A 25,876-nucleotide genomic window follows, 5' to 3' on the forward strand; every position below is an offset into this window, starting at 1 on the left:
ACGTGGAGCCGGCCAGGCGCGCAGGCGCGGAGTGGCGCGCATCGGCGAGGCGGCGGGAACGCCCGAACGCCTCGGATGCGCGCGACAGATCGCGCGGCGCTTCGTAACTCAAAAGAATGATGGAGCGTGCATGGACGAGTTGACACTCGGATTGATCGGAGCGGGAGCTGTCGTGGTGGGCGGCGTGGTGGTGTACAACGCGTGGCAGAGCGCCAAAGTGCGGCGCAGGATGCCGCGCCCGATGCCCGACGAAGCCGCCGATGCGCTCGCGCGCCAGGAAACCGACGACGAGCAGCCGTTCATTGAGCCGGTGCGCCCGGCGCGGCGCGAGCCGGTCGCGGGCGATGCGCAGGAAGATGCACGCGTCGAACCCAGCTTCGGCGGTGTCCCTGTATCGACCGAACCTGCGGCGGTAGCGCCAGCCATCGCGCCTGCGGATACGCCCGTCGATCTGCAGGCGGAAGCGACATCCGCGAACGGCGTCGCCGACGAACCCGCGCTCATCGAGGAAGACGAGCGCAGCGAGCCGGTCATGCCCGCCGCCACGACCATTTCTTCGACGCCGCCCGCGGTCGTCGACCGGCGCATCGACTGCGTCGTGCCGATCCGGCTCGCCGCGCCGGTGGCGGGCGACCGCGTGATTCCGCTCGCACAGCGGCTGCGCCGCGCGGGCACGAAGCCCGTGACCATCGAGGGCAAGGCGGAAGGCGAGAACACGTGGGAGCTGCTGCGCCACGGCGTGCGCTACGAAGAACTGCGCGCGGCCGCCCAGCTCGCGAATCGCAGCGGCCCGCTCAACGAACTCGAATTCTCGGAATTCGTGACGGGCGTGCAGCGCCTGGCGGACGCCATCGACGGCGCGCCGGAATTCCCCGACATGATGGAAACCGTGGGCATGGCGCGCGAGCTCGACGCGTTTGCCGCCCAGTGCGACGCGCAGTTGTCCATCAACATTCTCTCCGACGGCGCGCCGTGGTCCGCGAACTACGTGCAGGCGGTCGCGTCGCAGGACGGCCTGCTGCTCTCGCGCGACGGCACGCGCTTCGTCAAGCTCGACGCGAAGCAGAACCCGGTGTTCATGCTCCAGTTCGGCGACACGAATTTCCTGCGCGACGACCTCACGTACAAGGGCGGCCAGATGATCACGCTGGTGCTGGACGTGCCCGTCGCCGACGAAGACATCCTGCCGTTCCGCTTGATGTGCGATTACGCGAAGTCGCTGTCCGAGCGCATCGGGGCGCGCGTGGTCGACGATCAGCGCCGGCCGTTGCCTGAATCGGCGCTGCTCGCCATCGAAAAGCAGTTGATGACGCTGTATGCAAAGCTGGAGCAGGCGGGCATGCCGGCCGGCTCGCCCGCCACGCGCAGGTTGTTCAGCCAGTAACGCCTTCGCTTCTAGCCTGAATTCGATGCTTCGATCGCGCCCCTTACCGGGGCGCTTTCCGTTGGTGCGCGCCGCCACATGGCCATCTGGCCTAGACCGTTCGGCCGATGCCGCGATGACCGATCTTCTGAGACAATCGAACGACCGGTTGAACTGACTCATCTCATTTCTCGAAAGCCGCATGTCCGCAAAAACTAAAGCCGAATCCGCCGCTACCGCCAAGTCGTTCGCGCCCGTGCCCAGCGCCGACCGGCCGGAGGAGCGCGCCGCCTGGCTTCGCACGGAACTGGAACGCGCGAACTACGCGTACTACGTGCTCGATCAGCCGGATTTGCCCGATGCCGAGTACGACACGCTGTTCAAGGAATTGGAGCGCATCGAGGCTGCGCATCCCGAACTCGTGACGCCGGATTCGCCGACGCAGCGCGTGGGCGGGCAGGCGGCAGAAGGCTTTGCGCCGGTCGTGCATGACGTGCCGATGCTTTCGCTCAACAACGGCTTCGCGGACGAAGACATCGCCGCGTTCGACAAACGCGTGTCCGACGCGCTCGGCCACGCGCCGGTGCAGTACGCGTGCGAACTCAAATTCGACGGCCTCGCGATTTCGCTGCGCTACGACGACGGCCGCTTCGTGCAGGCCTCGACGCGCGGCGACGGCGCGACGGGCGAGGACGTGACGGCCAACGTGCGGACCATCCGCTCGATTCCGCTCACGCTGAAAGGCGCGCACGTGCCGAAGCGTCTCGACGTGCGCGGCGAAGTGCTGATGTTCAAGCGCGACTTCGAGCGCCTGAACGCCCGCCAGCGCGACGCCGGCCAGCGCGAGTTCGCGAATCCGCGCAACGCGGCGGCGGGCAGCCTGCGCCAGCTCGATCCGAAGATGACGGCTCAGCGGCCGCTGTCGTTCTTCGCGTATGGCATCGGCGTGCTGGAAGGCGCGGACATGCCCGACACGCACGCGGCGTTGCTCGACTGGTATCGGGACATGGGGCTGCCGGTGAACGCGGAGCGCGGCGTGGTCGAAGGCGCGGAAGGCTTGCTCGGGTTCTTCCGCAAGACCGGCGAGAAGCGCGAGAAGCTGCCGTACGACATCGACGGCGTCGTCTACAAGGTCAACCGCCGCGAGGAACAGGACAAGCTCGGCTTCGTTTCCCGTGCGCCGCGTTTCGCGCTCGCGCACAAGTTCCCGGCGCAGGAGGCGCTCACGCAGCTCCTGGCCATCGACGTGCAGGTCGGCAGAACGGGTGCGATCACGCCGGTCGCGCGGCTCGCGCCGGTGTTCGTCGGCGGCGCGACGGTCACGAACGCGACGCTGCATAACGAAGACGAAGTGCGGCGCAAGGACATTCGCATCGGCGATACGGTGACGGTGCGCCGCGCGGGCGACGTGATTCCCGAAGTCGTCGGGGCGATACTCGAACGCCGTCCCCCCGACGCCCGCGAATTCGTCATGCCGACGCAATGCCCGGTCTGCGGCTCGAAGATCGAACGCCTGCCGGACGAAGCCGTAGCGCGCTGCACGGGCGGGCTCTTCTGTCCCGCGCAGCGCAAGCAGGCGCTGTGGCATTTCGCGCAGCGCCGCGCGCTCGACATCGACGGTCTCGGCGAGAAGATCATCGACCAGTTGGTCGAACAGAATCTCGTTCGCACGCCCGCAGACCTGTTTAATCTCGGTTTTTCGACGCTCGCGGCGCTCGACCGCTTCGCCGACAAATCGGCGCAGAACCTGCTGGATTCGCTCGAAAAGGCGCGTCACACGACGCTGCCGCGTTTCATTTATGCGCTCGGCATCCGGCACGTGGGGGAATCGACCGCGAAAGATCTGGCGAAGCATTTCGGCTCGCTGGACCCAATCATGGCGGCATCGGTCGAAGAGTTGCTGGAAGTCAATGACGTCGGCCCGGTCGTCGCCGAGGCCATTCACAACTTCTTCAGCGAAGCGCATAACCAGCATGTGATCGAACAGTTGCGCGTCAAGGTGTCGTGGCCGGAAGGGCCGCCCGCGCCGAAAGCGCCGCAAGGCGCGCTCGCCGGCAAGACCGTGGTGCTGACCGGCACGCTGCCGACGCTCTCCCGCGAGGAAGCGAAGGAAATGTTGGAGGCGGCCGGCGCGAAAGTGGCCGGTTCCGTCTCGAAAAAGACCGACTACGTGGTGGCGGGCGCCGAAGCGGGCAGCAAACTCGCGAAGGCGGAGGAACTCGGGGTTCCCGTCGTCGACGAAGACGGCATGAAGAAGCTTTTGGAAGGAGTCACGCCATGATCCGGGAAATTCTCAAGATGGGCGATCCGCGTCTTCTGCGCATCGCCCAGCCTGTCGAACATTTCGACACGCCGGAACTGCACACGCTCGTGCAGGACATGTTCGACACCATGCGCGATGCGAACGGCGCGGGGCTCGCCGCGCCGCAGATCGGCGTCGATCTGCAGGTGGTCATCTTCGGGTTCGGACACAACGAGCGTTATCCGGACGCGCCGCCCGTGCCGGAGACCGTGCTCATCAATCCGATCATCACGCCCAACGGACATGACATGGAGGAGGGCTGGGAAGGGTGTCTCTCCGTGCCGGGACTGCGCGGCGCGGTGCAGCGGTTTTCGATGATCCGCTACCAGGGCTTCGATCAGTACGGCAACGCGATCGAACGGCTCGCGGAGGGCTTTCATGCGCGCGTCGTGCAGCACGAGTGCGATCATCTGATCGGCAAGCTCTATCCGATGCGCATCACCGACTTTTCGAAGTTCGGCTTCACCGACGTGCTCTTTCCCGGACTCGATCCGGCGTGCGACGACTGACTCAGGCGACGAAGGCGCGCTGAAGGAGAAAACCCGCGTGCTGGTAGACGCGGGTTTTCTTGTTCAAGCGAACGTTTCCGGGTCGCGGGTCGTATCGGACTGGCGAAAGAGCGCGACGTGCCTGGGATTGGCCGAGCCTTGGAGACGTCCGTCGGGCAACCGTGCAAACACCATTTCGCCGATGCCGGGGCTCGTCACGACGACTTCATCGCGCAGGGCGAGCAGGGCTTCGAGCCGTCGTCGGCCGCTCACGATTTCAAGACCTGTTTGGGTCGCACGAACAATGATCTCAACTGACATGGCCATTTCTCCTCGAAGCCGTTGATTGCTGATTGCCGTTATTCCGATGTCCCAGCGCCCGCGAGCCGCACGCGTCGCCGTATGTCAAAAGTTCTCGGACATTCCGTATCTAACGGACATTTGACCGATTTTCTTTAGCCTAAATGCGGACAAAAAAAACGGCGCGATCGATGAGCGATCGCGCCGTTATTCGTGCTTCGAATGTCGCGTTTTCGCGACGTCTGCTGAATCAGAAGTTCTCGTTGGGTGCGAGATAGCGCCACTGGCCCGGCGGCAGCGCGCCGAGCGTCACGTGTCCCATGCGAATGCGCTTCAGGCCGACGACCTCCAGCCCGACGAGTTCGCACATGCGACGGATCTGGCGCTTCTTGCCTTCGCGCAGCACAAAGCGAAGCTGCTCGCCGTTTTGCCAGCTGACCTGCGCCGTTTTGAGCGGCACGCCGTCGAGTTCCAGGCCGTGACGCAGCAGCGCGAGCTTCTCCTCGGGCAGGTGCTGGTCGACATCGACGGCGTGCTCGCCGTAACGCACGCGCACGAGATACTCCTTGTCGACTTCGGAATGTCCGCCAATCAGTTGCTTCGCGATGCGGCCGTCCTGCGTCAACACGAGCAGGCCGGTCGAGTCGATATCCAGACGGCCGGCCGGCGCGAGCGTGCGCAGATGTCCGGGCGAAAAGCGAATTCCCGAACGATCCTCGTCCCAGTGATTCGACGGATTGATGAGGGTCACGGCGGGCTCGTAGCCGTCTTCGGCCTGACCCGAGACATAGCCCACCGGCTTGTGCAGAAGGATCGTGACCAGTTGCGACTGCGCCGAGCGCGCGGCGGGCAGGACTTCGATGTTCTGATCTGGACGGATGCGGGAACCGAGCGTGTCGATCACTTCGCCATCGACGAGCACCCAGCCCTTCTCGATCCACTCGTCGGCTTCGCGGCGCGAACACAGGCCGAGCTCCGACATGACTTTCGACAGGCGCACGAGGTTGTCGCCGTGGGCGTGGGGTTTCTTGTGCGCGTCGGGGCTCGCTGAAGCGCGGTCGTCTTCCGCGCGATGCCCGGCGTGTCCGGGATCGCGGCGCTCGGGTGCGGAAGCGCGCGGGCTGCGGCTCGGGCTTTCGGCCGAGCGTGCTTCGGATGGCTTGCGTGGGGCGCGTTCGCTGGACGCGGCTCGGGGAGCATCGCTCCTCGGTTTGGATGGGCGACGGTCGTCGGGGCGGGAGTCGTGCTCGCCGCGTGCTTCGGTCGTCCGACGCGGACCGCGATCACCGAACGCAGGGCGTGAGTCGTCGCCGCTTGGTTTGAATGCACGCCGCTGGTCGGTGCGGGAATCGCGCTCGCCGTGCGCTTCAGGCGCCCGACGCGGACCCCGATCGCCAAACGCAGGGCGCGAGTCGTCGCCGCGTGGTTTGAATGCGCGCCGCTCGTCGCCACCGGGACCGCGCTCTCCGCGTCCTTCAGGCGCACGACGCGGACCGCGATCACCGAACGCAGGGCGCGAGTCGTCGCCGCGTGGTTTGAATGCGCGCCGCTCGTCGCCACCGGGACTGCGCTCGCCGCGTGCTTCCGCCGCCCGACGCGGACCGCGATCACCGAACGCAGGGCGCGAGTCGTCGCCGCGTGGTTTGAACGCACGCCGCTCGTCGCCACCGGGACCGCGCTCTCCGCGTCCTTCAGGCGCACGACGCGGACCACGATCGCCGAACGAAGGGCGCGAGTCGTCGCCTCGCGGTTTGAACGCGCGCCGCTCGTCTCCACCAGGACCGCGCTCTCCGCGTCCTTCAGGCGCACGACGCGGACCGCGATCACCGAACGCAGGGCGCGAATCATCACCTCGCGGTTTGAACGCGCGCCGCTCGTCTCCACCAGGACCGCGCTCTCCGCGTCCTTCAGGCGCACGACGCGGACCGCGATCACCGAACGCAGGGCGCGAATCATCACCTCGCGGTTTAAACGCGCGCCGCTCGTCTCCACCAGGACCGCGCTCTCCGCGTCCTTCAGGCGCACGACGCGGACCGCGATCACCGAACGCAGGGCGCGAGTCGTCGCCGCGTGGTTTGAACGCACGCCGCTCGTCGCTACGGGGATCGCGCTCGCCGCGTCCTTCGGTCGTCCGACGCGGACCGCGATCACCGAACGCAGGGCGTGAGTCGTCGCCTCGCGGTTTGAACGCACGCCGCTCGCCCGACGCATCGCCGCGTCCAGTTGAAGCCGCCCGCGCGTCAGCGGGCTTGCCGCGCTTGACGAGCGCCTTGTCGGGCGCAGCGTCGCGCGAAGGCTTGCGCCCGGTGGTCGTTCCGGAGCGAACCGGCGATCGCGTCGCCGACGTGGGACGCGGATGTTTGGCTGTCAGTTTGACGCGCATAAAGTCTCAGGCTGCGATCGCGCGCAGCAGTTCGGTTTCGACCTGGATCTGGGTGCGGTTCGACGACAGGCCTTTGCCATCGAGCAGAAACACGTCTTCGACGCGTTCGCCGAGCGTGTTGATGCGCGCCGCCTGCACGCCGATCCGGTGTTGCGCCAGCACGCGCGCGATCGAATAAAGAAGGCCCTGCCGGTCGTTCGCCGACACGGACAGGATGTAGTACTGGCCACGCTCGTCGGGGCGCAAATCCACGCGCGGCGTGACCGGGAAACTGCGCACGAGCCGCGAGACGCGGCCCTTCGACGGCTCCGGCAGAATGCTTTCGTCCGTCAGGCGCGCGCTCAATTGCTGCTCGACCAGATTCGCGATATCGCGATAACTCCCGTCGTGATCGGGATGCGCGACCAGGAAGTTGTCGAGCGCGTAGCCGTGGCGCGTCGTCGTGATGCGCGCATCGAGCACGGACAAGCCGTTTTTGTCGAAGTACGCGCAGATGCCGGCGAAGAGATCCGGCCGGTCGCGCAGATAGACGAGCACCTGCAGCGCCGCGCCAATAGGCGAGGGGCGCGCGCGCACGATCGGCGCGTCGCTTTCCACGTGCCGGTACAGCACGCGCGTCTGCCAGGCGATATCCGCCGGATCGTGGCGCAGGAAATAGCCGACATCGAGTTGATCCCACAGCCGCTTTTCCGCGCCTTCCGGCACGGTTTCGAGGCGCAGCAGCGCGAGCGCGGACTCGCGCCGCGACTTGAGTTCGGAATGCGCGTCGGGCCGCGCGCCGCCGAGCACGGCGAGCGTCGCGCGGAACAGGTCTTCCAGCAGCTTGCCCTTCCAGTTGTTCCAGACCTTCGGGCTCGTGCCGCGAATGTCGGCGACGGTCAGCAGATAGAGCGCGGTCAGCCGCCGCTCGGTTTGCACCACCGACGCGAACTGCTTGATGACTTCAGGATCGCTCGTGTCCTGCTTCTGCGCGACGTGGCTCATCGTCAGATGCTGCTGCACCAGCCACACGACGAGTTCGGTGTCGTCCGCGCCGATCTCGTGCTCGCGGCAAAAGCGGCGCGCGTCGACCATGCCGAGCGTCGAATGATCGCCGCCGCGTCCCTTCGCGATATCGTGAAACAGTGCGGCGACGTAAAGCACCCACGGCCGCTCGAAATTGCCCATCAACTGGCTGCAGAACGGATACTCGTGCGCGTGTTCGGCAATTGCGAAGCGGCGCAGATCGCGCAGCACCATCAGGATGTGCTGATCGACCGTGTAGACGTGATAAAGGTCATGCTGCATCTGTCCGACGATGCGCCGGAAATTCACCAAGTAGCGCCCGAGCACGCTCGTCTGGTTCATGAGTCTCAGCGCGTGCGTGATGCCTTCGGGCTGCTTCAGGATCTCCATGAAAAGACGCCGGTTTTCCGGGTCGCGCCGCCAGTTGCGGTCCATCAGTTCGCGTGCGTTGTAGATGGCCCGCAGCGTCCGCGCAGACAAGCCCTTGACGCCGCGCGTCTGCTCGTAAAGCAGGAACGCTTCGAGAATGGCGTGCGGCTCGCGTTCGAAGACGTCGTCGCGGGCGATTTCCAGCATGCCTTGCTTCTCGACGAAACGGTCCGACAGCACGCGCGTGATGCCCGACGTCGACGGGAAAAGCTGCGCTTCGACGTTCTGGATCAGAATGGTCGCGAGCTGCGTGACGGCCTTGGCCGCCCAGTAATAGCGGCGCATCAGCTGTTCGCTCGCGCGCTTGGCGGCGGTCGCCTCGAAGCCGAAGCTCTCGGCGAGCGGCGTCTGAAGATCGAAAACGAGAATATCTTGTCGCCGCTTCGCAATCACATGCAGGCGAGCGCGCAGCGTCTTCAGGAAACCTTCGTTGCGGCGCAGTTCGCGCGCCTCCCGCTCGGTAATGAGATCGCGCGCTTCCAGTTCGCGCCAGCTCGAGCCGAACCCCGCCGCTCGCGTGATCCATAGAATCAGTTGCAGGTCGCGCAGCCCGCCCGGGCTTTCCTTGATGTTTGGCTCCAGGCTGTACGGCGTGTCCTGGAATTTGGCGTGACGCTGGCGCATCTCCAGCACTTTGGCCTGGAAGAAGGCGCGCGGATCGAGCGTCTCACGGTAGCGTTCCATGAAGCGCGAGAACAGCGCGGCGTCGCCGCACAGGCGCCGGGCTTCCAGCAGCGATGTCAGCACGGTCACGTCGTTGCTCGCTTCCGCGATGCATTGCTCGACGGAGCGCACGCTGCTGCCGATATCGAGCCCGAGATCCCACGCCATGCCGATGAAACGCTCGACGCGTTCGTTTAGTCCGCTGTCGTCCCGGTCCGGCTCCGGCGCGGCGTCCGGCAGGAGCACGAGAATGTCGACGTCGGAGTAGGGCGCGAGTTCGCCGCGCCCGTAGCCGCCGACCGCGACGAGCGTGGCATTCGCGGGCATGTCGGAGGCTGACCAGGCGCCTTTGAGGGCGTCGTCGGTGATGCGGGCAAGCGCCTGCATCAGCAATTCGACGTTCGATGCCGTCTCGAAGCGTTCGATGAGTGCCGCCTTCGCCGCCTTGTAGGCGGCGCGCAGCGTTTCGCAGGGCGAGGCGACGGCGGCAGTGACGCTCATGGGACGGATCGGCGAGAGTTAAAAAGAACGGCGGAAGACGGATCGGAGAAGCGGCTGCGCGCGGCATGCGCAGCCCTTGGGCGCGCCGCTCAGGCCGTGGCCGCGATGAGTTGCGACGGCGCCTGCGTGCCGGCGGACACCGTCAGCACGTCGTAGCCGGTCGGCGTCACGAGCACCGTGTGCTCCCATTGCGCGGACAGACTGCGGTCGCGCGTCTTGACGGTCCACTGGTCCGGCATTGTGCGGATGTCGCGGCGGCCGGCGTTGATCATCGGCTCGACGGTGAAAATCATGCCCGGCTGCAACTCGATGCCCGTGCCCGGCCGCCCATAGTGCAGCACTTGCGGCTCCTCATGGAACACCGTCCCGATGCCGTGGCCGCAGTATTCGCGCACGACGCTGTAGCCTTGCGCCTCGGCGTGCTTTTGAATGGCGTGGCCGATGTCGCCCAGATGCGCGCCCGGACGCACCTGATCGATGCCGAGCCACATGCAGTCGAAGGTCGTCTGCACGAGGCGCCTGGCGAGAATCGAACCTTCGCCGACGATGAACATGCGGCTCGTGTCGCCGAAATAACCGTCCTTGATCACCGTGATGTCGATATTCAGCGCGTCGCCGTTCTTCAACACCTTTTCGCCGGGAATGCCGTGGCAGATCACGTCGTTGACCGAGATGCAGGTCGCCTTCGGATACGGCGGGTAGCCCGGCGGCTGGTAATTGAGCGGTGCGGGAACCGTGCCCTGTTCCTTCACCATGTAATCGTGACAAAGGCGGTCGAGTTCTTCCGTGGTCACGCCGGGTACGATATGCGGCGTGATGAAGTCGAGCACTTCGCTCGCGAGCCGGCAGGCGACGCGCATCTGCGCGATATCGTGTTCGTTTTTCAGCGTGATGGACATGACTGGCTCTGAATGCGCGGTTTTGGCGGGAAGGCGGGCGTGAGCCGCGAAAGCCGGCATTATCGCACCTTAGGAAACGCGCCGCAGCGCGATTCTGCGGCGGCGAGAACGCGCGCGCCGGTTTCCGCGCCGGTCTCGCGGCCATCGGGCGGCTTGAGCCGTGTAATCGTAACATGCTATACTCATGGGCTAAGTCTTAGTCCGCTCGGTATGGCAAGAGGATGTGGCAAGACTTAGGGGCGTTCGCGGTTCATCGAGCGGCGCTTGTTTCGAAACTCAAGCCGGCGCACCCAGGGTGTCCGGCGTCCGGAAAGCGAGGAATCGCTCAAAACCGGGCGCGGGATGCGGCAGCCGGCTTAAGACCCAACCCTCGCGGAGAATTTTCATGGCAGTCACGATGCGTCAAATGCTGGAAGCCGGTGTCCACTTCGGTCACCAAACGCGCTTCTGGAACCCCAAGATGGCCCCGTATATCTTCGGTCATCGCAACAAGATTCACATCATCAACCTCGAAAAGACGCTGCCGCTCTACAACGACGCGCTGAAGTACGTGCGCCAGTTGGCAGCGAATCGCGGCACGATCCTTTTCGTCGGCACGAAGCGCCAGTCGCGCGACACCATCGCGCAAGAAGCGGCGCGCGCCGGTATGCCGTATGTCAACGCGCGCTGGCTCGGCGGCATGATGACCAACTTCAAGACGCTGAAGGTTTCGATCAAGCGCCTGAAGGACATGGAAGCGGCGCTGGAATCGGGTGAAACCGAGCGCATGAGCAAGAAGGAAGCGCTTCTGTTCGAACGCGAAATGGTCAAGCTGCAAAAGTCGATCGGCGGCGTGAAGGACATGGGCGGCATTCCGGACGCGATGTTCGTCATCGACGTCGGCTACCACAAGATTGCCGTGACCGAAGCGAAGAAGCTCGGCATTCCGGTCATCGCCGTGGTCGACACGAACCACTCGCCGGAAGGCATCGACTACGTGATCCCGGGTAACGACGACGCGTCGAAGGCCGTGGCTCTCTACGCCGAAGGCGTCGCGGACGCGATCCTCGAAGGCCGCGCGAACGCGGTGAACGACGTCGTTCAGGCCGTGCGCAACGGCGAAGGCGACGAGTTCGTCGAGGTCAACGCAGAGGCGTAATCGAGCCCTGTGGCCGACAAAAAAGGGGGCTTTGCGAAAGGCCCCTTTTTTTTAGTCGGCGCGATGGCTCAACCAATTTTTGCCGTGGGTGCAGTTGCCGGCGGCACGTATCAAACAGACTCAAGGAGCGAATGATGGCGGCAATTACCGCAAGCATGGTGGCAGAACTGCGCGCGAAGACCGATGCGCCGATGATGGAATGCAAGAAGGCGCTGACCGAAGCCGACGGCGACATGGCGCGCGCCGAAGAGCTCCTGCGCGTGAAGCTCGGCAACAAGGCGAGCAAGGCGGCATCGCGCGTGACGGCTGAAGGCATCGTCGTGGCGCACGTCGAAGGCGGCGTGGGCGCGCTCGTCGAGCTGAACTGCGAAACCGACTTCGTCGCGAAGAACGACGACTTCATGGCGTTCGGCAAGGGCATCGCCGCGCTCGTCGCGAAGAGCAACCCGGCTGACGTCGCCGCGCTGTCGGCCATGCCGTTCGAAAGCAACACGGTTGACGCCGTGCGCCTCGCGCTCGTCGGCAAGATCGGCGAAAACCTGTCGATCCGCCGTTTCGTGCGTTTCGAAACCACGAACAAGTTGGCGTCCTACCTGCACGGCACGCGCATCGGCGTGCTGGTCGAATTCACCGGCGCGGACGAACAAGTCGGCAAGGACGTCGCGATGCACATCGCCGCGATGAAGCCGGTATCGCTGTCGTCGGACGAAGTGCCAGCCGATCTGATCGCCAAGGAACGCAGCATCGCCGAGCAGAAGGCCGCTGAATCGGGCAAGCCGGCTGAGATCGTTGCGAAGATGGTCGACGGCAGCATCCAGAAGTATCTGAAGGAAGTCTCGCTGCTGAACCAGCCGTTCGTGAAGAACGACAAGCAGACGATCGAACAGATGCTGAAGGCAGCCAACGCGTCGGTGCAGAAGTTCGCGCTGTTCGTGGTGGGCGAGGGCATCGAGAAGCGCCAGGACGACTTCGCAGCCGAAGTGGCAGCGCAAGTCGCGGCGGCCAAGCAGTCGTAAGCAGTATCCGCGGCGCCTGCGCCTGAATGGCGCGGCGCCGCGTCGAAGCGAACACCCGCGGCGGATCGCGTCCTGATCGCATCTGCCGCAAGATTCAAGGCGTTTCCGGTTCGCATTCCGTGGCGGGCGCGGTGGGTTCGGGTTAACCCGTGCGTGCCGCGCCCGTCGTTCCGATCCGGTCCGCTTGCGGTAAGTATTGTTTCACCCCTACAGTTCTACGTTGTTGCAACCCTCCTCGGCGCGATCGGAACCTCATATGCCCACAGCCTACAAACGCGTACTCCTCAAACTCTCCGGCGAAGCCCTCATGGGCGACGATGCGTTCGGCATCAATCGCGCAACAATCGAAAGGATGGTGGCGGACGTCGCTGAAGTGGTGCGCATGGGAACGCAGCTGGCCGTCGTGATCGGCGGCGGCAACATTTTCCGCGGCGTCGCGGGCGGCGCCGCCGGCATGGACCGTGCGACGGCCGACTACATGGGCATGCTCGCCACGATGATGAACGCACTCGCGCTGCAAGACGCCATGCGCCACGCGGGCATCGAGGCGCGCGTGCAGTCGGCGCTGCGCATGGACCAGGTGGTCGAGCCGTACATTCGCCCGCGCGCCATCCGCCAGTTGGAGGAGGGCAAGGTCGTGATTTTCGCGGCCGGCACGGGCAATCCGTTCTTCACGACGGATACGGCCGCCGCGCTGCGCGGCTCAGAAGTCGGCGCCGAAGTGGTGTTGAAGGCGACGAAGGTCGATGGCGTATACTCCGCCGACCCGAAGAAAGACCCGAGCGCCACGCGCTACAGCACGATCAGCTTCGACGAGGCGATCGGCCGCAATCTGCAGGTGATGGACGCCACGGCTTTCGCCCTGTGCCGCGACCAGAAACTGCCGATCCGCGTGTTCTCGATCACCAAAGCCGGCGCGCTCAAGCGCATCGTGCAAGGCGACGACGAAGGGACGCTCGTCCACGTGTAAACTCTCGCGTAATCGGGCGCCGCGCGCACCCCGGCGTGAACCGCGCCGGGAGAGGGCGAAGCGGGCGCCTGCATCGCCAGTAAATCAGGTTTTGGAGGTTCAAATGAGTGTGGCTGACATCAAAAAGGGCGTCGATCAGAAGATGCAGCGATCGATCGAAGCATTCAAGGCCGATCTCGCCAAGATCCGCACGGGCCGCGCGCACACCGGCCTGCTGGATCACATCCAGGTTGACTACTACGGCTCCAACGTGCCCATCTCGCAAGTGGCGAACATGACGCTCGTCGACGCCCGCACGATCGGCGTGCAGCCGTGGGAAAAGAAGATGGTCGCCGTCGTCGAAAAGGCGATCCGCGAATCGGATCTCGGCCTCAATCCCGCCACGCAAGGCGATTTGATCCGCGTGCCGATGCCCGCGCTCACCGAAGAGCGCCGCCGCGAGCTGACCAAGGTCGTGAAGAGCGAAGGCGAAACGGCTAAGATCGCTGTGCGCAACCTGCGCCGCGATGCGAACGAGCAACTGAAGAAGCTCGTGAAAGACAAGGAAATTTCGGAAGACGACGAGCGCCGCGCAAGCGACGACGTCCAGAAGCTCACCGATAAATTCGTGGCAGAAATCGACAAGCTCGTTCAGACGAAAGAAGCCGAAATCATGACGGTGTGAGGCCGAAAGCCGGTCCTGCCAGCCTCGGTGACAGACACTCGGGCTGGCGTTTCACTTCCCGTCGATTACAAGATTCAGCGGCCATGACCTATACCAGCTCTACCGTTCGCGTGCCCGATGTCGCGGCTGTCCCGCGCCACGTCGCGATCATCATGGACGGCAACGGCCGTTGGGCGACCGAGCGGCGTTTGCCGCGTGTCGCCGGTCATACGCGCGGCGTCGATGCGGTGCGCGCGACCGTCGAAAGCTGCGCGAAGCGTGGCGTCGAATTCGTCACGCTGTTCGCGTTCAGTTCCGAAAACTGGCGTCGTCCGACGGAAGAAGTATCGTTTCTCATGCGGCTGTTCGTTACCGCGCTCGAACGCGAGATCGGCAAGCTGCACGCGAACGGCATTCGTCTGCGCGTAGTCGGCGATATTGCCATGTTCGACGACCGCATCCGTGCGTTGATCCAGCGCGCCGAAACCAAGACGGCGCGCAACACGCGCCTCACGCTGACCATCGCGGCGAATTACGGCGGCCGCTGGGACATCATGCAGGCGACGAAGAAGCTCATCGCGCAATCGCTCGAACAGGGCACGCCGGCCCGCGTGGACGACGAGTCCTTCGCCGAGCATCTCGCCATGGCTTACGCGCCGGAGCCCGACCTCTTCATTCGGACGGGCGGCGAGCAGCGCATCAGCAATTTCCTGCTGTGGCAGCTGGCGTACACCGAGTTCTATTTCACCGACACCTATTGGCCCGATTTCGATGCCGACGCCCTCGACCGCGCGATCGCGTCGTATGGCGGCCGCGAGCGGCGTTTCGGGCGCACCAGCGCTCAACTCGCGTCACAATCGCAGAAGGCCGACACCCTTTCATGCTAAAGACCCGGGTCATCACGGCCATCGTGCTGCTGGCGGTTCTGGTGCCGGTCACGCTGTTCGCGCCGATCGGCGCATTCGGCGCGCTGATCGGGTTCGTCGTCGTGTTCGCCGCGTGGGAGTGGGGGCGGTTGCTGAAGCTGAACGGCGCGGGGCCGGTGGCGTACGCGCTGGTCGCGGGGCTCGCGCTCATTTTCAGCACCTACCTCGGCGTCGCACCGAAGGCGCTTTTCCAGATGGCGGTGATCTTCTGGGTGCTCGCGGGCCCTTACGCGCTGTTGCGCAAGCCGGTTCTGGCGGCCAGCGTGTGGCGCGCGTTCCTGCTCTTCGCCGGCATTATCGTGTTGGTCGCCTGCTGGCATGCGGTCGTCGCGGCGCGCACCGTGGGCGTGGCATTCGTGCTATCGCTTCTCCTAGTCGTCTGGCTGGCTGACATAGGCGCATACTTCGCCGGAAAAGCATTGGGCCGCCACAAGCTCGCGCCGTCGATCAGCCCGGGCAAGACGTGGGAAGGCGCCATCGGCGGCTGGCTGGCCGTGATGGTGATCGGCTCGCTGGCAGCGGCCACCGGCGCGTATGCGCCGACTGTGTTTTCGGCTTTCGTCGGACATCTCGGCTGGCCGCGTGCGCTCGTCGCGCTCACCGTGCTGGTGGCGTTCAGCGTGGTCGGCGATCTGTTCGAATCGCTCCTGAAACGCCAGGCGGGCGTCAAGGACTCGAGCGGTCTGCTGCCGGGGCACGGCGGCGTGCTCGACCGCATCGACGCTTTGTTGCCTGTATTGCCGATCGCATTGCTCATGCTCGGATAGATCGGCCAGAGAAGATTTCATGCAAAAACGTCTCACATTGCTCGGCTCCACGGGCTCGATCGGCGACAGCACGCTCGACGTCGTGGAGCGGCATCCGGACCGGTTCTCGGTCTACGCGCTCACCGCTCACCGCAACGGCGACAAGCTCGTCGCGCAGTGCTTGCGCTTTCGGCCGGAAGTGGCGGTCGTCGGCGACGCCGAAACCGCCGCGCGTGTCGCCGCGGCCTTGCGCGCCACCGGCAGCACGACCGAAGTGACGCACGGCCCCGACGCGCTCGTCGACGTGGCGCGCGCCGGGCAGTGCGATACCGTGGTCGCGGCGATCGTCGGCGCAGCGGGCCTCGCGCCCACGCTCGCCGCCGCGCGCGCGGGCAAGCGCATCTTGCTCGCGAACAAGGAAGCCCTGGTGATGTCCGGCCAGATCTTCATGGACGCGGTGCGCGACAACGGCGCCGTCCTGCTGCCCGTCGACAGCGAGCACAACGCCGTCTTCCAGTGTCTGCCGCCTTGCGCCGACAGCGAGGCGCGACTGCACGGCGGCGTGTCGAAAATCATCTTGACGGCATCCGGCGGCCCGTTCCGGACGCGCGAGCCTTCCACGCTCGTCGACGTGACGCCCGACGAAGCCTGCAAGCATCCGAACTGGGCCATGGGCCGCAAGATCTCGGTCGACTCCGCGACGATGATGAACAAGGGCCTCGAAGTCATCGAAGCCCATTGGCTGTTCGATCTGCCCGGCTCGCGCATCGAAGTGCTGATACATCCGCAAAGCGTGATTCACTCGATGGTGTCCTACGCCGACGGCTCCGTGCTCGCGCAGCTCGGCAATCCGGACATGCGTACGCCGATCGCGCATGCGCTGGCGTTCCCGGATCGCGTGGATTCGGGCGTCGCGCCGCTGGATCTGGCGCAGATCGCGTCGCTGACCTTCGAGAAGCCCGACTTCGCGCGCTTTCCGTGTCTCGCGCTCGCCATCGACGCGCTCGAAGCAGGCGGCATCGCGAGCGCGGCGCTGAACGCCGCGAACGAGATTGCCGTCGAAGCGTTCCTCGCGCGCCGCATCGGCTTCATGTCGATCGGCGGCGTGGTCGAGCGCGTGCTGAATGCCTTGCCGAACACGAGTGCCGCATCGCTCGACGACGTGCTCGCCGCCGATGCCAGCGCGCGCCGTCTCGCGTCCGGTTTCGTCGCAGAGCTCACTGCGAGCGCGCCAGGCGCGGAACCCATCGCCCATTGAGGCCGTCATGAACTTCCTGACCGAAATCGTCGCCTTCGTCGTTGCGATTGGCGTGCTTGTCGTCGTCCACGAATTCGGTCACTACAGCGTCGCGCGAATGTGCGGCGTGAAAGTTCTGCGGTTCTCGGTCGGCTTCGGCAAGCCGCTCGTACGCTGGGTCAGCAAGAAGACCGGCGTCGAGTGGACCATTTCGGCGCTGCCGCTCGGCGGCTACGTGAAAATGCTGGACGAGCGCGAGACGGAAGACAGCATCCCGTCCGAGGACTTGCCGCGCGCGTTCAACCGGCAGCCGGTGATCAAGCGCATCGCCATCGTGGCCGCCGGGCCAATCGCGAACTTTCTGCTGGCGATCGCGTTGTTCGCCGCGGTCTTCGCGGGCGGCGTGACCGAGCCGCAGGCGATCGTTTCCACGCCCGCGCCCGCGACGGCGGCCGCGCGCGCCGGCTTCGAAGGCGGCGAGAAGATCGTGTCGATGCGCGACGCGCAAGGCGGCGAGACGCAGCCGATCCGCTCGTGGTCCGACCTGCGGTGGAAGCTGCTCGACGCCTCGTTCGACCACCGGCGCATCGTGCTGATGGCGAAGACGCACGACGGCACGTTCGACTTTCCGGTGAGCGTGGCGGGCATCACGGACGCGGACGCCGATCAGGATTTCATGGACAAGCTCGGCTTCACGCCGGGCGGCGGCACGCTGACGGTCGCGGGCGTCGAGCCGGGCAGCGCGGCCCAGAAGAGCGGTCTCGCCGCCGGCGACAGGCTGCGCGCCATCGACGGCCAGCCGGTCGACAACGCGACGCGCTTCATCGACTACGTGAAGGCGCATGGCGGCAAGCCCGTGACGCTCGTGATCGAGCGCGGGGAGGGCAGCAATGCGCAGCGCGCGTCCGTGCAGATCGTGCCCGACGTGAAGCGCGACGCGGCGACGGGCAAGGACGTCGGGCGCATCGGCGCTGCGCTCGCGAATCAATTGCCGACCGTCGACGTGCGTTACGGCCCGCTCGAAAGCCTGCGTCTCGGCGTCAATCGCACGTGGGACATCAGCGTGTATTCGCTGCGCATGTTCGGCCGCATGATTGTCGGCGAGGCGTCGCTGAAAAACCTGTCCGGACCGGTCACCATCGCGGACTATGCGGGGAAGAGCGCGAGGCTCGGTCTTGCCGCGTTCGTGTCTTTCCTCGCGCTCGTCAGCATCAGCCTGGGTGTGTTGAACTTGTTACCGATTCCGGTTTTGGACGGTGGGCATCTGTTATATTATTTGGTTGAAGCCGTTACCGGCAAAGCCGTGTCCGATCGCTGGCAGCTGGTTCTGCAGCGGGCGGGGCTGGTCTGCATCGTCGCTCTGTCGATGATCGCGCTCTTCAACGACCTGACTCGCCTGATCCGTTTCTGATCCATTTTGATAATTTCTGGCGGCGCTCAAGAAGCGCCCGCCGGAACGAATGCAGCTTTAAATACTGGGGAAGCACGTTGTTCAAACCTCATCGCTTTGTTCCTAAGTCGGCTGTGGCCGCGGCGCTCGCCGCAACGGGCATGGCGGCACACGCCACCACGCCGTTCGTCGTGCAGGATATCCGGATCGAAGGTCTTCAACGCATCGAGCCCGGCTCCGTGTTCGCCTATCTGCCGATCAAGCAAGGCGACACGTTCACCGACGACAAGGCCTCCGAAGCGATTCGCGCGCTGTATGCAACCGGCTTCTTCAACGACGTACAGATCGCGACCGAAGGCAACGTGGTCGTCGTGCAGGTGCAGGAGCGGCCGGCCATTTCGAATATCGAATTCACGGGCCTGCACGAATTCGACAAGGACACGATCAACAAGGCGCTGCGCTCGGTCGGCCTGTCGCAAGGCCGCTCCTACGACAAGTCGCTGCTCGACAAGGCCGAGCAGGAACTGAAGCGCCAATATCTGACGCGCGGCTACTACGCGGCCGAAGTGACCACCACCGTGACGCCGGTGGACCGCAATCGCGTGTCGATCCTCTTCTCGGTGGCCGAAGGCCCGAGCGCGAAGATCCGCCAGATCAACTTCGTCGGCAACAAGGCGGTCAGCAGCGGCACGCTATTGAGCGAAATGCAGCTGTCCACGCCGAACTGGTTCTCGTGGTACACGAAGAGCGACTTGTACGCGAAGGAAAAGCTGACGGGCGACCTGGAGAACGTGCGTTCGTACTACCTGAACCACGGGTACCTCGAGTTCAGCATCGACTCCACGCAGGTGTCGATCTCGCCGGACAAGAAGGACATGTACCTGACCATCGCGGTGCATGAAGGCGAGCCGTACAAGGTCGCGAGCGTCAAGCTCGCCGGCAATCTGCTCGACCGCGAGGCCGAGCTGAACAAGCTCATCACCGTGAAGCCAGGCCAGCTTTTCTCGGCGGAGAAACTGCAGGCGACCACCAAGGCGATCGTCGACAAGCTCGGTCAGTACGGTTATGCGTTCGCGCAGGTCAACGCGCAGCCGGAGATCGATCAGGCGCATCACACGGTCGCGCTCACGCTGCAGGTCGATCCGAGCCGCCGCGTCTATGTGCGCCGCGTGAACATCGTCGGCAACACGCGCACGCGCGACGAAGTCGTGCGCCGCGAAATGCGCCAGCTCGAAAGCTCGTGGTTCGATTCGAGCCGCCTCGCGCTGTCGAAGGATCGTGTCAATCGCCTCGGCTATTTCACGGACGTCGACGTGACCACGACGCCGGTCGAAGGCACCAACGACCAGGTCGATGTCGACGTCAAGGTGGCCGAAAAGCCGACCGGCGCCATCACGCTGGGCGCGGGCTTCTCGTCGACGGACAAGGTGGTGCTCTCGGCGGGTGTTTCGCAGGACAACGTCTTCGGCTCGGGCACGAGTCTCGCGGTCAACGTGAACACCGCGAAGACCTACCGCACGCTGACCGTCACGCAGGTCGATCCGTACTTCACCATCGACGGCATCAAGCGCATCACGGACGCGTACTACCGCACGTACGAGCCGCTGTATTACTCGACCGATTCGAGCTTCAAGATCGTGACGATGGGCGCGGACACGAAGTTCGGCATTCCGTTCTCCGAGCAGGACACCGTGTTCTTCGGCGTCGGCGCCGAACAGAACACGATGGACGTGGACAGCAGCACGCCGGCGTCCTACCAGAAGTACGTGCAGGACTTCGGCCGCGTGGTGAACAACTATCCGCTGACGATCGGCTGGTCGCGTGATAACCGCGACAGCGCGCTCGTGCCGAGCCGCGGCTACTACATCCAGTCGAACGCGGAATACGGCACGCCGCTCGGCAACACGACGTACGCCAAGTTCGACGCGCAGTTCCAGTATTACTACTCGTTCGCACGCGGCTTCGTGCTGGGCTTTAACCTGCAGGGCGGCTACGGCAAGGGCTTCGACGGCCAGACGTATCCGATCTTCAAGAACTACTACGCGGGCGGTATCGGCTCGGTGCGCGGCTACTCGCCGAGCTCGCTGGGTCCGCGCGACGCGAAGACGAACGACCCGATCGGCGGCTCGCGCATGGCGGTCGGCAATATCGAGCTGACGTTCCCGCTGCCGGGCACGGGCTACGACCGCACGCTGCGCGTGTTCACCTTCCTCGATGCCGGTAACGTGTGGGGCGATCCGAACCAGGGCGGCACGAGCTCGGGCGCGAACGGTCTGCGCTACGGCTACGGTGTGGGTCTCGCGTGGATTTCGCCGATCGGCCCGCTCAAGCTGAGCCTCGGCTTCCCGCTGCAGAAGCACACGGGCGACCAGTATCAGAAGTTCCAGTTCCAGATCGGTACGGCCTTCTAAGAGACGGCGCGACGTGAACGAACGCGGACTTCATTCAAATCGACGTGACGTGAGGAACACTTTGCGAACCGGTAAGCTTTCGAAACATGCGGCGCTGGCGCTGGCGTTGTCTATGGTCCTCGGCCTCGGCGCCGTCGCGAAAGCGGACGCTCAGGAAGCGCGCATCGCAGCCGTGAATTCCGACCGCATACTGCGGGAATCGTCGGCGGCCAAGGCTGCGCAGTCGAAGCTGGAGCAGGAATTCTCCAAGCGCGACAAGGCGCTGCAGGACATGGCGCAGCGGCTCAAGGCGATGTCGGACAACATCGACAAGAACGGTGCGTCCATGTCGCCGATCGACCGCGCCGCGCGTCAGCGCGATCTCGCGCAGCTCGACGCGGACTTCCAGCGCAAGCAGCGCGAATTCCGCGAAGACCTGAACCAGCGCCGCAACGAGGAACTGGCGGCGGTGCTGGATCGTGCGAACAAGGTCATCAAGCAGATCGCCGAGCAGCAGCACTACGACCTGATCGTGCAGGAAGCGGTGTATGTGAGCCCGCGCATCGACATTACGGATCAGGTGCTGAAGGCGCTGGCGGCGACGAGCCAGAACGGCGGCACGAGCCCGAACTGACGAGGAGTTTTCACAGGCATGGCATCAGGCATGGCGATCACGCTCGACGAACTGGTCCGGCGCTTCGGCGGCGAGGTGGTCGGCCAGGGAACGCATCGCGTCGAAGGGCTCGCGCCGCTCGACAAGGCGGGGCCGGCGCAACTCGCGTTTCTGGCGAACCAAAAGTACCTGCCGCAGGTCGAGACCACGCGCGCCGGCGCGGTGCTGATTTCCCGCGCGGATCTCGACAAGCTCTCCGCGCCGCGCGAAGGCAGCAATTTCATTGTCACGCCGAATCCCTACGCGTATTTCGCCCGCGTGGCGCAGGCGTTCATCGAACTGACCTCGCCGAAGGCGGCGCCGGGCGTGCATCCGAACGCGTGGATCGACCCCGCCGCAAAAGTGGCCGCGAGCGCCATCATCGGCCCGCACGTCACGGTGGAAGCGGGCGCGGTCGTCGGTGAGCGCGTGCGGCTGGATGCGGGCGTGTCGATCGGGCGCGGCGTCACCCTCGGCGACGACGTTCATCTGTATCCCAACGTCACCGTCTATCATGGGTGCAAGCTCGGCGCGCGCGTGATCGTGCATGCGGGCGCGGTGATCGGCGCGGACGGCTTCGGGTTCGCGCCGGATTTCGTCGGCGAGGGCGAGGCGCGCACCGGAAGCTGGGTGAAGATTCCGCAGGTCGGCGCGGTGGATATCGCTGACGACGTGGAGATCGGCGCGAACACGACCATCGACCGCGGCGCCATGGCGGACACGGTCATCGAAGCGTGCGTGAAGATCGATAATCTGGTGCAGATCGGCCACAACTGCCGCATCGGCGCCTACACCGTGATTGCAGGCTGCGCGGGCATCGCGGGCAGCACGAACATCGGGCGGCATTGCATGATCGGCGGCGCGGTGGGCATCGCGGGCCACGTGACGCTGGCGGATCACGTGATCGTCACCGCGCAGTCGGGCGTCTCGAAGTCGCTCACGCGGGCTGGCATGTACACGAGCGCATTCCCGGCTGTGAATCACGCGGACTGGAACAAGAGCGCCGCGCTCGTTCGCAATCTGGACAAACTGCGCGATCGCATCAAGGCGCTCGAAGCGGCTTTGGACCAGAAGAACAGCGACACGAATGGCCACCAGACAGGCGGCAAGCAGGGCGACGAAGCATAAGCGCAGGGCTGCCGGATGAGCGCGCAGGCGAACACCGGCAACACAGCAAGATTCACGAGCGGGCGCAGGACGCCCGCAGTCAATTTCCGCGCAGGCGATGCGCGCGAGCAGAACCACCATGAGCACAGAAAAAATCAACCTCGATATCCATAAGATCCTCACGCTGCTGCCGCATCGGTATCCGATCCTGCTCGTGGATCGCGTGCTGGAACTGGAGCCGCACAAGAGCATCAAGGCGCTGAAAAACGTGTCGATCAACGAACCGTATTTTCAGGGGCACTTCCCGACGCGGCCCGTCATGCCCGGTGTACTCATCCTCGAGGCGCTCGCGCAAACCGCGGCATTGCTGACGTTCGCCGAAGAGCCGCATGACCCGACGACCACGCTGTACTACTTCGTCGGCATCGACGGCGCGCGCTTCAAGCGCGTGGTGGAACCCGGCGATCAGCTGATCCTTAACGTCAACTTCGAGCGGTACATGCGGGGCATCTGGAAGTTCAAGGCGCGCGCCGAAGTGGACGGCGTGACCGCCGCCGAAGCCGAGCTCATGTGCACCGTGAAGAACACGGACGCCAGCGCATAACGGCAGAAACACAGCATACAGAGGCGAGGCGCATGACCATCATTCACCCCACCGCGATCATCGAGCCGGGTGCGCAACTGGACGATTCCGTCGAGATCGGGCCGTACGCGGTCGTCGGCGCGCATGTCGTCATCGGCGCGGGCACGACCATCGGCTCGCATAGCGTGATCGAAGGTCACACGACCATCGGCCGCGAAAACCGTATCGGCCATTACGCGTCGATCGGCGGACGGCCGCAGGACATGAAGTACCGCGACGAGCCGACGCGTCTCGAAATCGGCGACCGCAACACCATTCGCGAATTCACCACGCTGCACACGGGCACGGTGCAGGATCAGGGCCTGACGTCGATCGGCGACGATTGCTGGATCATGGCGTACGTCCACGTCGGTCACGACTGCCGGCTGGGCAACCACGTCATCATGTCGAGCAACGCGCAACTCGCCGGACACGTGACGGTCGGCGACCACGCGATCGTCGGCGGCATGTCGGGCGTGCACCAGTTCGTGCGAATCGGCGCGCATTCGATGCTCGGCGGTGCGTCGGCGCTCGTGCAGGACGTGCCGCCGTTCGTGATCGCCGCCGGCAACAAGGCGGAGCCGCACGGCATCAACGTCGAAGGTCTGCGCCGCCGCGGCTTCACGCCCGACGCCATTTCCGCGCTGCGCCAGGCATACCGCATCGTCTACAAGAGCGGTCTGTCGCTCGAAGAAGCGAAGGCGCAACTGAAGGAATTGGGCGCGGCAGGCGGCGACGGCGACGCGCCCGTCAAGGCATTCACCGACTTCATCGCGGCGTCGCAGCGCGGCATCATTCGCTGAACGCGCGATCAATGACGCTCATCACCACTGCACCGCGTATCGCGATGGTCGCGGGCGAGCCGTCCGGAGACCTGCTCGCGGCCTCGCTGCTCAAGGGCTTGCAGGAACGCCTGCCGGCCGCCACGCGCTATAGCGGCATCGGAGGCCCGCGCATGACCGCCACGGGCTTCGAGGCGCATTGGCCGATGGACAAGCTGACCGTGCGCGGCTACGTCGAGGCGCTGCGGCATATCCCCGAGATTCTCGGCATTCGCAACGAGCTGAAGCGGCAGTTGCTGGCCGATCCGCCGTCGGTATTCATTGGCGTCGATGCGCCGGACTTCAACTTCGGGCTCGAGCAGCCGTTGCGCGAGGCCGGCATTCCGACTGTGCATTTCGTGTGTCCGTCGATCTGGGCGTGGCGCGGCGGGCGCATCAAGAAGATCGCGAAGGCCGTCGATCACATGCTCTGCGTGTTTCCGTTCGAGACCGCGCTGCTGGCGAAAGCGGGCGTCGCGGCGAGCTATGTTGGCCATCCGCTTGCCGATGAAATCCCGCTCGAGCCCGATACGGCGGGCGCGCGCCGCGAGCTGGGTATCGCGCAAGGCGGGCCGGTCATCGCGGTGCTGCCCGGCAGCCGCCGCTCGGAAATTGCGCTGATCGGTCCGACGTTCTTCGACGCGATGGAGCTGATGCAACTTCGCGAGCCGGGCGTGCGCTTCCTGATGCCGGCCGCGAACCCGGCGCTGCGCGAGTTGCTGCAGCCGCTCGTGGAGGCGCATCCGAATCTGTCGCTGACCATCACGGACGGCCGCGCGCAAACCGCGATGACCGCCGCCGACGCCATTCTCGTCAAAAGCGGCACCGTCACGCTGGAAGCGGCGCTCCTCAAGAAGCCGATGGTCATCTCGTACAAGGTGCCTTGGCTCACGGGCCAGATCATGAAGCGGCAGGGCTATTTGCCGTACGTGGGCTTGCCGAACATTCTCGCGGGGCGCTTCGTCGTGCCGGAGATTTTGCAGCATTTCGCGACGCCCGAAGCCCTCGCCGACGCCACGCTGAAACAGTTGAACGACGACGCAAACCGCCGTACCCTGACCGAGATTTTCACCGAGATGCACATCGCGCTGCGCCAGAACACGTCGCAGCGGGCGGCCGAAGCCGTGGCGCGGGTGCTCGATACGCGGAGGCCGCAATGAAGGCTGCGAACCGGTCGGCGCAAGGCGGACTCGACTTCAGCTCGCCGTTCGACATCGTCTGCGGCGTCGACGAAGCCGGGCGCGGCCCGCTCGCGGGACCGGTCGTGGCGGCCGCGGTCATCTTCGATCCGGCGAAGCCGCGCATCAACGGGCTGGACGATTCCAAGGCCCTTTCCGCGAAAAAGCGCGAGGAACTCTACGAGAAGATCGTGGATCGCGCGCTCGCGTATTGCATCGCGTCGGCGAGCGTCGAGGAAATCGACACCATCAACATCCTGCACGCGTCGATGCTCGCGATGAAGCGCGCGGTCGAAGGCTTGTCGGTTGCGCCGACGCTCGTGAAAGTGGATGGTAATCGCTGCCCGGTGCTGTCGATACGCTCGGAAGCCGTGATCGGCGGCGATGCGCTCGTCAAGCAAATTTCGGCGGCGTCGATTCTCGCGAAAGTCACGCGCGACCGCCTGCTCTGCGAGCTGCACGAGACGCATCCCGTGTACGGCTTCAACGTGCATGCGGGCTACGGCACGCCGCAACATCTCGCGGCGCTGCGCGAGCACGGGCCTTGCGAGCATCACCGGCGCTCGTTCGCGCCGGTGCGCGAGGCGCATCTTCGCTTCGGCTCCGTGCTGCCGCACATCGCGCCCGAGGTCATTCAGGCCACCGCGGCGCTCGACGCCGATCCCGAAGCACATCCGTTCTGAGCGGCCTCGCTGCTCCATTCCAAC

The 25,876-nt window shown here is 65.1% G+C and carries 21 protein-coding genes and 1 pseudogene; 18 read left to right on the forward strand and 4 right to left on the reverse strand.

Annotated features, from left to right (window positions below; all coding sequences use genetic code 11):
• The first annotated feature begins 130 nt into the window (after positions 1-130).
• The 3 genes from GV035_RS15820 to def all read left to right on the forward strand — a co-directional run bounded on the left by GV035_RS15820 (position 131) and on the right by def (position 4,174).
• The gene (locus GV035_RS15820) at positions 131-1,384 is read left to right on the forward strand and encodes a cell division protein ZipA C-terminal FtsZ-binding domain-containing protein (protein ID WP_159835978.1); all 1,254 of its coding nucleotides are present in this window, start codon (positions 131-133) and stop codon (positions 1,382-1,384) included.
• Positions 1,385-1,565: 181 nt separating this feature from the next.
• Positions 1,566-3,644: an NAD-dependent DNA ligase LigA gene (gene ligA / locus GV035_RS15825; RefSeq protein WP_159835979.1), complete on the forward strand. Its 2,079-nt coding sequence runs from the start codon at positions 1,566-1,568 to the stop codon at positions 3,642-3,644.
• Positions 3,641-4,174: a peptide deformylase gene (gene def, locus GV035_RS15830; protein WP_159835980.1), complete on the forward strand. Its 534-nt coding sequence runs from the start codon at positions 3,641-3,643 to the stop codon at positions 4,172-4,174. The genes ligA and def overlap by 4 nt, the downstream gene beginning before the upstream one ends.
• A gap of 63 nt (positions 4,175-4,237) precedes the next feature.
• Here the strand turns inward: def and GV035_RS15835 are convergent, their stop codons facing one another.
• The 4 genes and pseudogenes from GV035_RS15835 to map form a co-directional block, all read right to left on the reverse strand.
• Complete coding sequence (locus GV035_RS15835) at positions 4,238-4,474, reverse strand: hypothetical protein (RefSeq protein ID WP_159835981.1); 237 nt, start codon at positions 4,472-4,474, stop codon at positions 4,238-4,240.
• A 229-nt stretch (positions 4,475-4,703) separates the two neighbouring features.
• Positions 4,704-5,927: pseudogene (locus tag GV035_RS29935) on the reverse strand (pseudouridine synthase); the annotation flags it as partial.
• 915 nt (positions 5,928-6,842) lie between these two features.
• Entirely contained in the window at positions 6,843-9,434 is a 2,592-nt protein-coding gene (locus GV035_RS15845; RefSeq protein WP_159835983.1) for a [protein-PII] uridylyltransferase, read from the reverse strand.
• A gap of 89 nt (positions 9,435-9,523) precedes the next feature.
• Complete coding sequence (map, locus tag GV035_RS15850) at positions 9,524-10,333, reverse strand: type I methionyl aminopeptidase (RefSeq protein WP_159835984.1); 810 nt, start codon at positions 10,331-10,333, stop codon at positions 9,524-9,526.
• Positions 10,334-10,718: 385 nt separating this feature from the next.
• On the opposite strand from map, the gene rpsB reads away from it, so the two are divergent.
• The 15 genes from rpsB to rnhB all read left to right on the forward strand — a co-directional run bounded on the left by rpsB (position 10,719) and on the right by rnhB (position 25,852).
• Positions 10,719-11,471, forward strand: coding sequence for a 30S ribosomal protein S2 (gene rpsB / locus GV035_RS15855; RefSeq protein ID WP_159835985.1), 753 nt, complete (start codon positions 10,719-10,721; stop codon positions 11,469-11,471).
• A gap of 134 nt (positions 11,472-11,605) precedes the next feature.
• Positions 11,606-12,487, forward strand: a complete 882-nt coding sequence (gene tsf, locus GV035_RS15860) for a translation elongation factor Ts (RefSeq protein ID WP_159835986.1) — start codon at positions 11,606-11,608, stop codon at positions 12,485-12,487.
• 256 nt (positions 12,488-12,743) lie between these two features.
• The gene (gene pyrH / locus GV035_RS15865) at positions 12,744-13,457 is read left to right on the forward strand and encodes a UMP kinase (RefSeq protein WP_159835987.1); all 714 of its coding nucleotides are present in this window, start codon (positions 12,744-12,746) and stop codon (positions 13,455-13,457) included.
• 103 nt (positions 13,458-13,560) lie between these two features.
• A complete protein-coding gene (frr, locus tag GV035_RS15870) occupies positions 13,561-14,121 on the forward strand; it encodes a ribosome recycling factor (RefSeq protein WP_159835988.1) in 561 nt (186 codons plus the stop codon).
• A gap of 83 nt (positions 14,122-14,204) precedes the next feature.
• Positions 14,205-14,987, forward strand: a complete 783-nt coding sequence (uppS, locus tag GV035_RS15875) for a polyprenyl diphosphate synthase (RefSeq protein WP_159835989.1) — start codon at positions 14,205-14,207, stop codon at positions 14,985-14,987.
• A complete protein-coding gene (locus tag GV035_RS15880; protein ID WP_159835990.1) occupies positions 14,981-15,793 on the forward strand; it encodes a phosphatidate cytidylyltransferase in 813 nt (270 codons plus the stop codon). Before uppS ends, GV035_RS15880 begins: the two co-directional genes overlap by 7 nt.
• Positions 15,794-15,812: 19 nt before the next feature.
• Complete coding sequence (locus tag GV035_RS15885) at positions 15,813-17,030, forward strand: 1-deoxy-D-xylulose-5-phosphate reductoisomerase (protein WP_159835991.1); 1,218 nt, start codon at positions 15,813-15,815, stop codon at positions 17,028-17,030.
• A gap of 7 nt (positions 17,031-17,037) precedes the next feature.
• The gene (gene rseP / locus GV035_RS15890) at positions 17,038-18,420 is read left to right on the forward strand and encodes an RIP metalloprotease RseP (RefSeq protein ID WP_159835992.1); all 1,383 of its coding nucleotides are present in this window, start codon (positions 17,038-17,040) and stop codon (positions 18,418-18,420) included.
• Positions 18,421-18,497: 77 nt separating this feature from the next.
• Positions 18,498-20,810 (forward strand): outer membrane protein assembly factor BamA, encoded by a 2,313-nt coding sequence (gene bamA / locus GV035_RS15895; RefSeq protein WP_159835993.1) that lies wholly within the window; start codon positions 18,498-18,500, stop codon positions 20,808-20,810.
• A 112-nt stretch (positions 20,811-20,922) separates the two neighbouring features.
• Positions 20,923-21,423 (forward strand): OmpH family outer membrane protein, encoded by a 501-nt coding sequence (locus GV035_RS15900; RefSeq protein ID WP_159837958.1) that lies wholly within the window; start codon positions 20,923-20,925, stop codon positions 21,421-21,423.
• Between the two features lie 30 nt (positions 21,424-21,453).
• Positions 21,454-22,569, forward strand: coding sequence for a UDP-3-O-(3-hydroxymyristoyl)glucosamine N-acyltransferase (gene lpxD, locus GV035_RS15905; RefSeq protein ID WP_159837960.1), 1,116 nt, complete (start codon positions 21,454-21,456; stop codon positions 22,567-22,569).
• A 118-nt stretch (positions 22,570-22,687) separates the two neighbouring features.
• Complete coding sequence (gene fabZ / locus GV035_RS15910) at positions 22,688-23,152, forward strand: 3-hydroxyacyl-ACP dehydratase FabZ (RefSeq protein ID WP_159835994.1); 465 nt, start codon at positions 22,688-22,690, stop codon at positions 23,150-23,152.
• A gap of 32 nt (positions 23,153-23,184) precedes the next feature.
• Entirely contained in the window at positions 23,185-23,973 is a 789-nt protein-coding gene (gene lpxA / locus GV035_RS15915; protein ID WP_159835995.1) for an acyl-ACP--UDP-N-acetylglucosamine O-acyltransferase, read from the forward strand.
• Positions 23,974-23,984: 11 nt separating this feature from the next.
• The gene (gene lpxB, locus GV035_RS15920; protein ID WP_159835996.1) at positions 23,985-25,151 is read left to right on the forward strand and encodes a lipid-A-disaccharide synthase; all 1,167 of its coding nucleotides are present in this window, start codon (positions 23,985-23,987) and stop codon (positions 25,149-25,151) included.
• Entirely contained in the window at positions 25,148-25,852 is a 705-nt protein-coding gene (gene rnhB, locus GV035_RS15925; protein ID WP_159835997.1) for a ribonuclease HII, read from the forward strand. Before lpxB ends, rnhB begins: the two co-directional genes overlap by 4 nt.
• Positions 25,853-25,876 lie beyond the last annotated feature (24 nt).

This window comes from Burkholderia sp. 8Y, from assembly GCF_902506145.1.
Classification (GTDB): Bacteria; Pseudomonadota; Gammaproteobacteria; order Burkholderiales; family Burkholderiaceae; genus Caballeronia.

Coding starts and splice junctions, on each gene's coding strand:
- pyrH (WP_159835987.1), top strand. CDS start 12,744: ATGCCCACAGCCTACAAACGCGTACTCCTCAAACTCTCCGGCGAAGCC.
- lpxA (WP_159835995.1), top strand. CDS start 23,185: ATGACCATCATTCACCCCACCGCGATCATCGAGCCGGGTGCGCAACTG.
- GV035_RS15820 (WP_159835978.1), top strand. CDS start 131: ATGGACGAGTTGACACTCGGATTGATCGGAGCGGGAGCTGTCGTGGTG.
- GV035_RS15900 (WP_159837958.1), top strand. CDS start 20,923: ATGGTCCTCGGCCTCGGCGCCGTCGCGAAAGCGGACGCTCAGGAAGCG.
- lpxB (WP_159835996.1), top strand. CDS start 23,985: ATGACGCTCATCACCACTGCACCGCGTATCGCGATGGTCGCGGGCGAG.
- lpxD (WP_159837960.1), top strand. CDS start 21,454: ATGGCGATCACGCTCGACGAACTGGTCCGGCGCTTCGGCGGCGAGGTG.
- fabZ (WP_159835994.1), top strand. CDS start 22,688: ATGAGCACAGAAAAAATCAACCTCGATATCCATAAGATCCTCACGCTG.
- rnhB (WP_159835997.1), top strand. CDS start 25,148: ATGAAGGCTGCGAACCGGTCGGCGCAAGGCGGACTCGACTTCAGCTCG.
- tsf (WP_159835986.1), top strand. CDS start 11,606: ATGGCGGCAATTACCGCAAGCATGGTGGCAGAACTGCGCGCGAAGACC.
- ligA (WP_159835979.1), top strand. CDS start 1,566: ATGTCCGCAAAAACTAAAGCCGAATCCGCCGCTACCGCCAAGTCGTTC.
- frr (WP_159835988.1), top strand. CDS start 13,561: ATGAGTGTGGCTGACATCAAAAAGGGCGTCGATCAGAAGATGCAGCGA.
- def (WP_159835980.1), top strand. CDS start 3,641: ATGATCCGGGAAATTCTCAAGATGGGCGATCCGCGTCTTCTGCGCATC.
- rpsB (WP_159835985.1), top strand. CDS start 10,719: ATGGCAGTCACGATGCGTCAAATGCTGGAAGCCGGTGTCCACTTCGGT.
- GV035_RS15880 (WP_159835990.1), top strand. CDS start 14,981: ATGCTAAAGACCCGGGTCATCACGGCCATCGTGCTGCTGGCGGTTCTG.
- uppS (WP_159835989.1), top strand. CDS start 14,205: ATGACCTATACCAGCTCTACCGTTCGCGTGCCCGATGTCGCGGCTGTC.
- map (WP_159835984.1), bottom strand. CDS start 10,333: ATGTCCATCACGCTGAAAAACGAACACGATATCGCGCAGATGCGCGTC.
- GV035_RS15885 (WP_159835991.1), top strand. CDS start 15,813: ATGCAAAAACGTCTCACATTGCTCGGCTCCACGGGCTCGATCGGCGAC.
- GV035_RS15835 (WP_159835981.1), bottom strand. CDS start 4,474: ATGTCAGTTGAGATCATTGTTCGTGCGACCCAAACAGGTCTTGAAATC.
- rseP (WP_159835992.1), top strand. CDS start 17,038: ATGAACTTCCTGACCGAAATCGTCGCCTTCGTCGTTGCGATTGGCGTG.
- GV035_RS15845 (WP_159835983.1), bottom strand. CDS start 9,434: ATGAGCGTCACTGCCGCCGTCGCCTCGCCCTGCGAAACGCTGCGCGCC.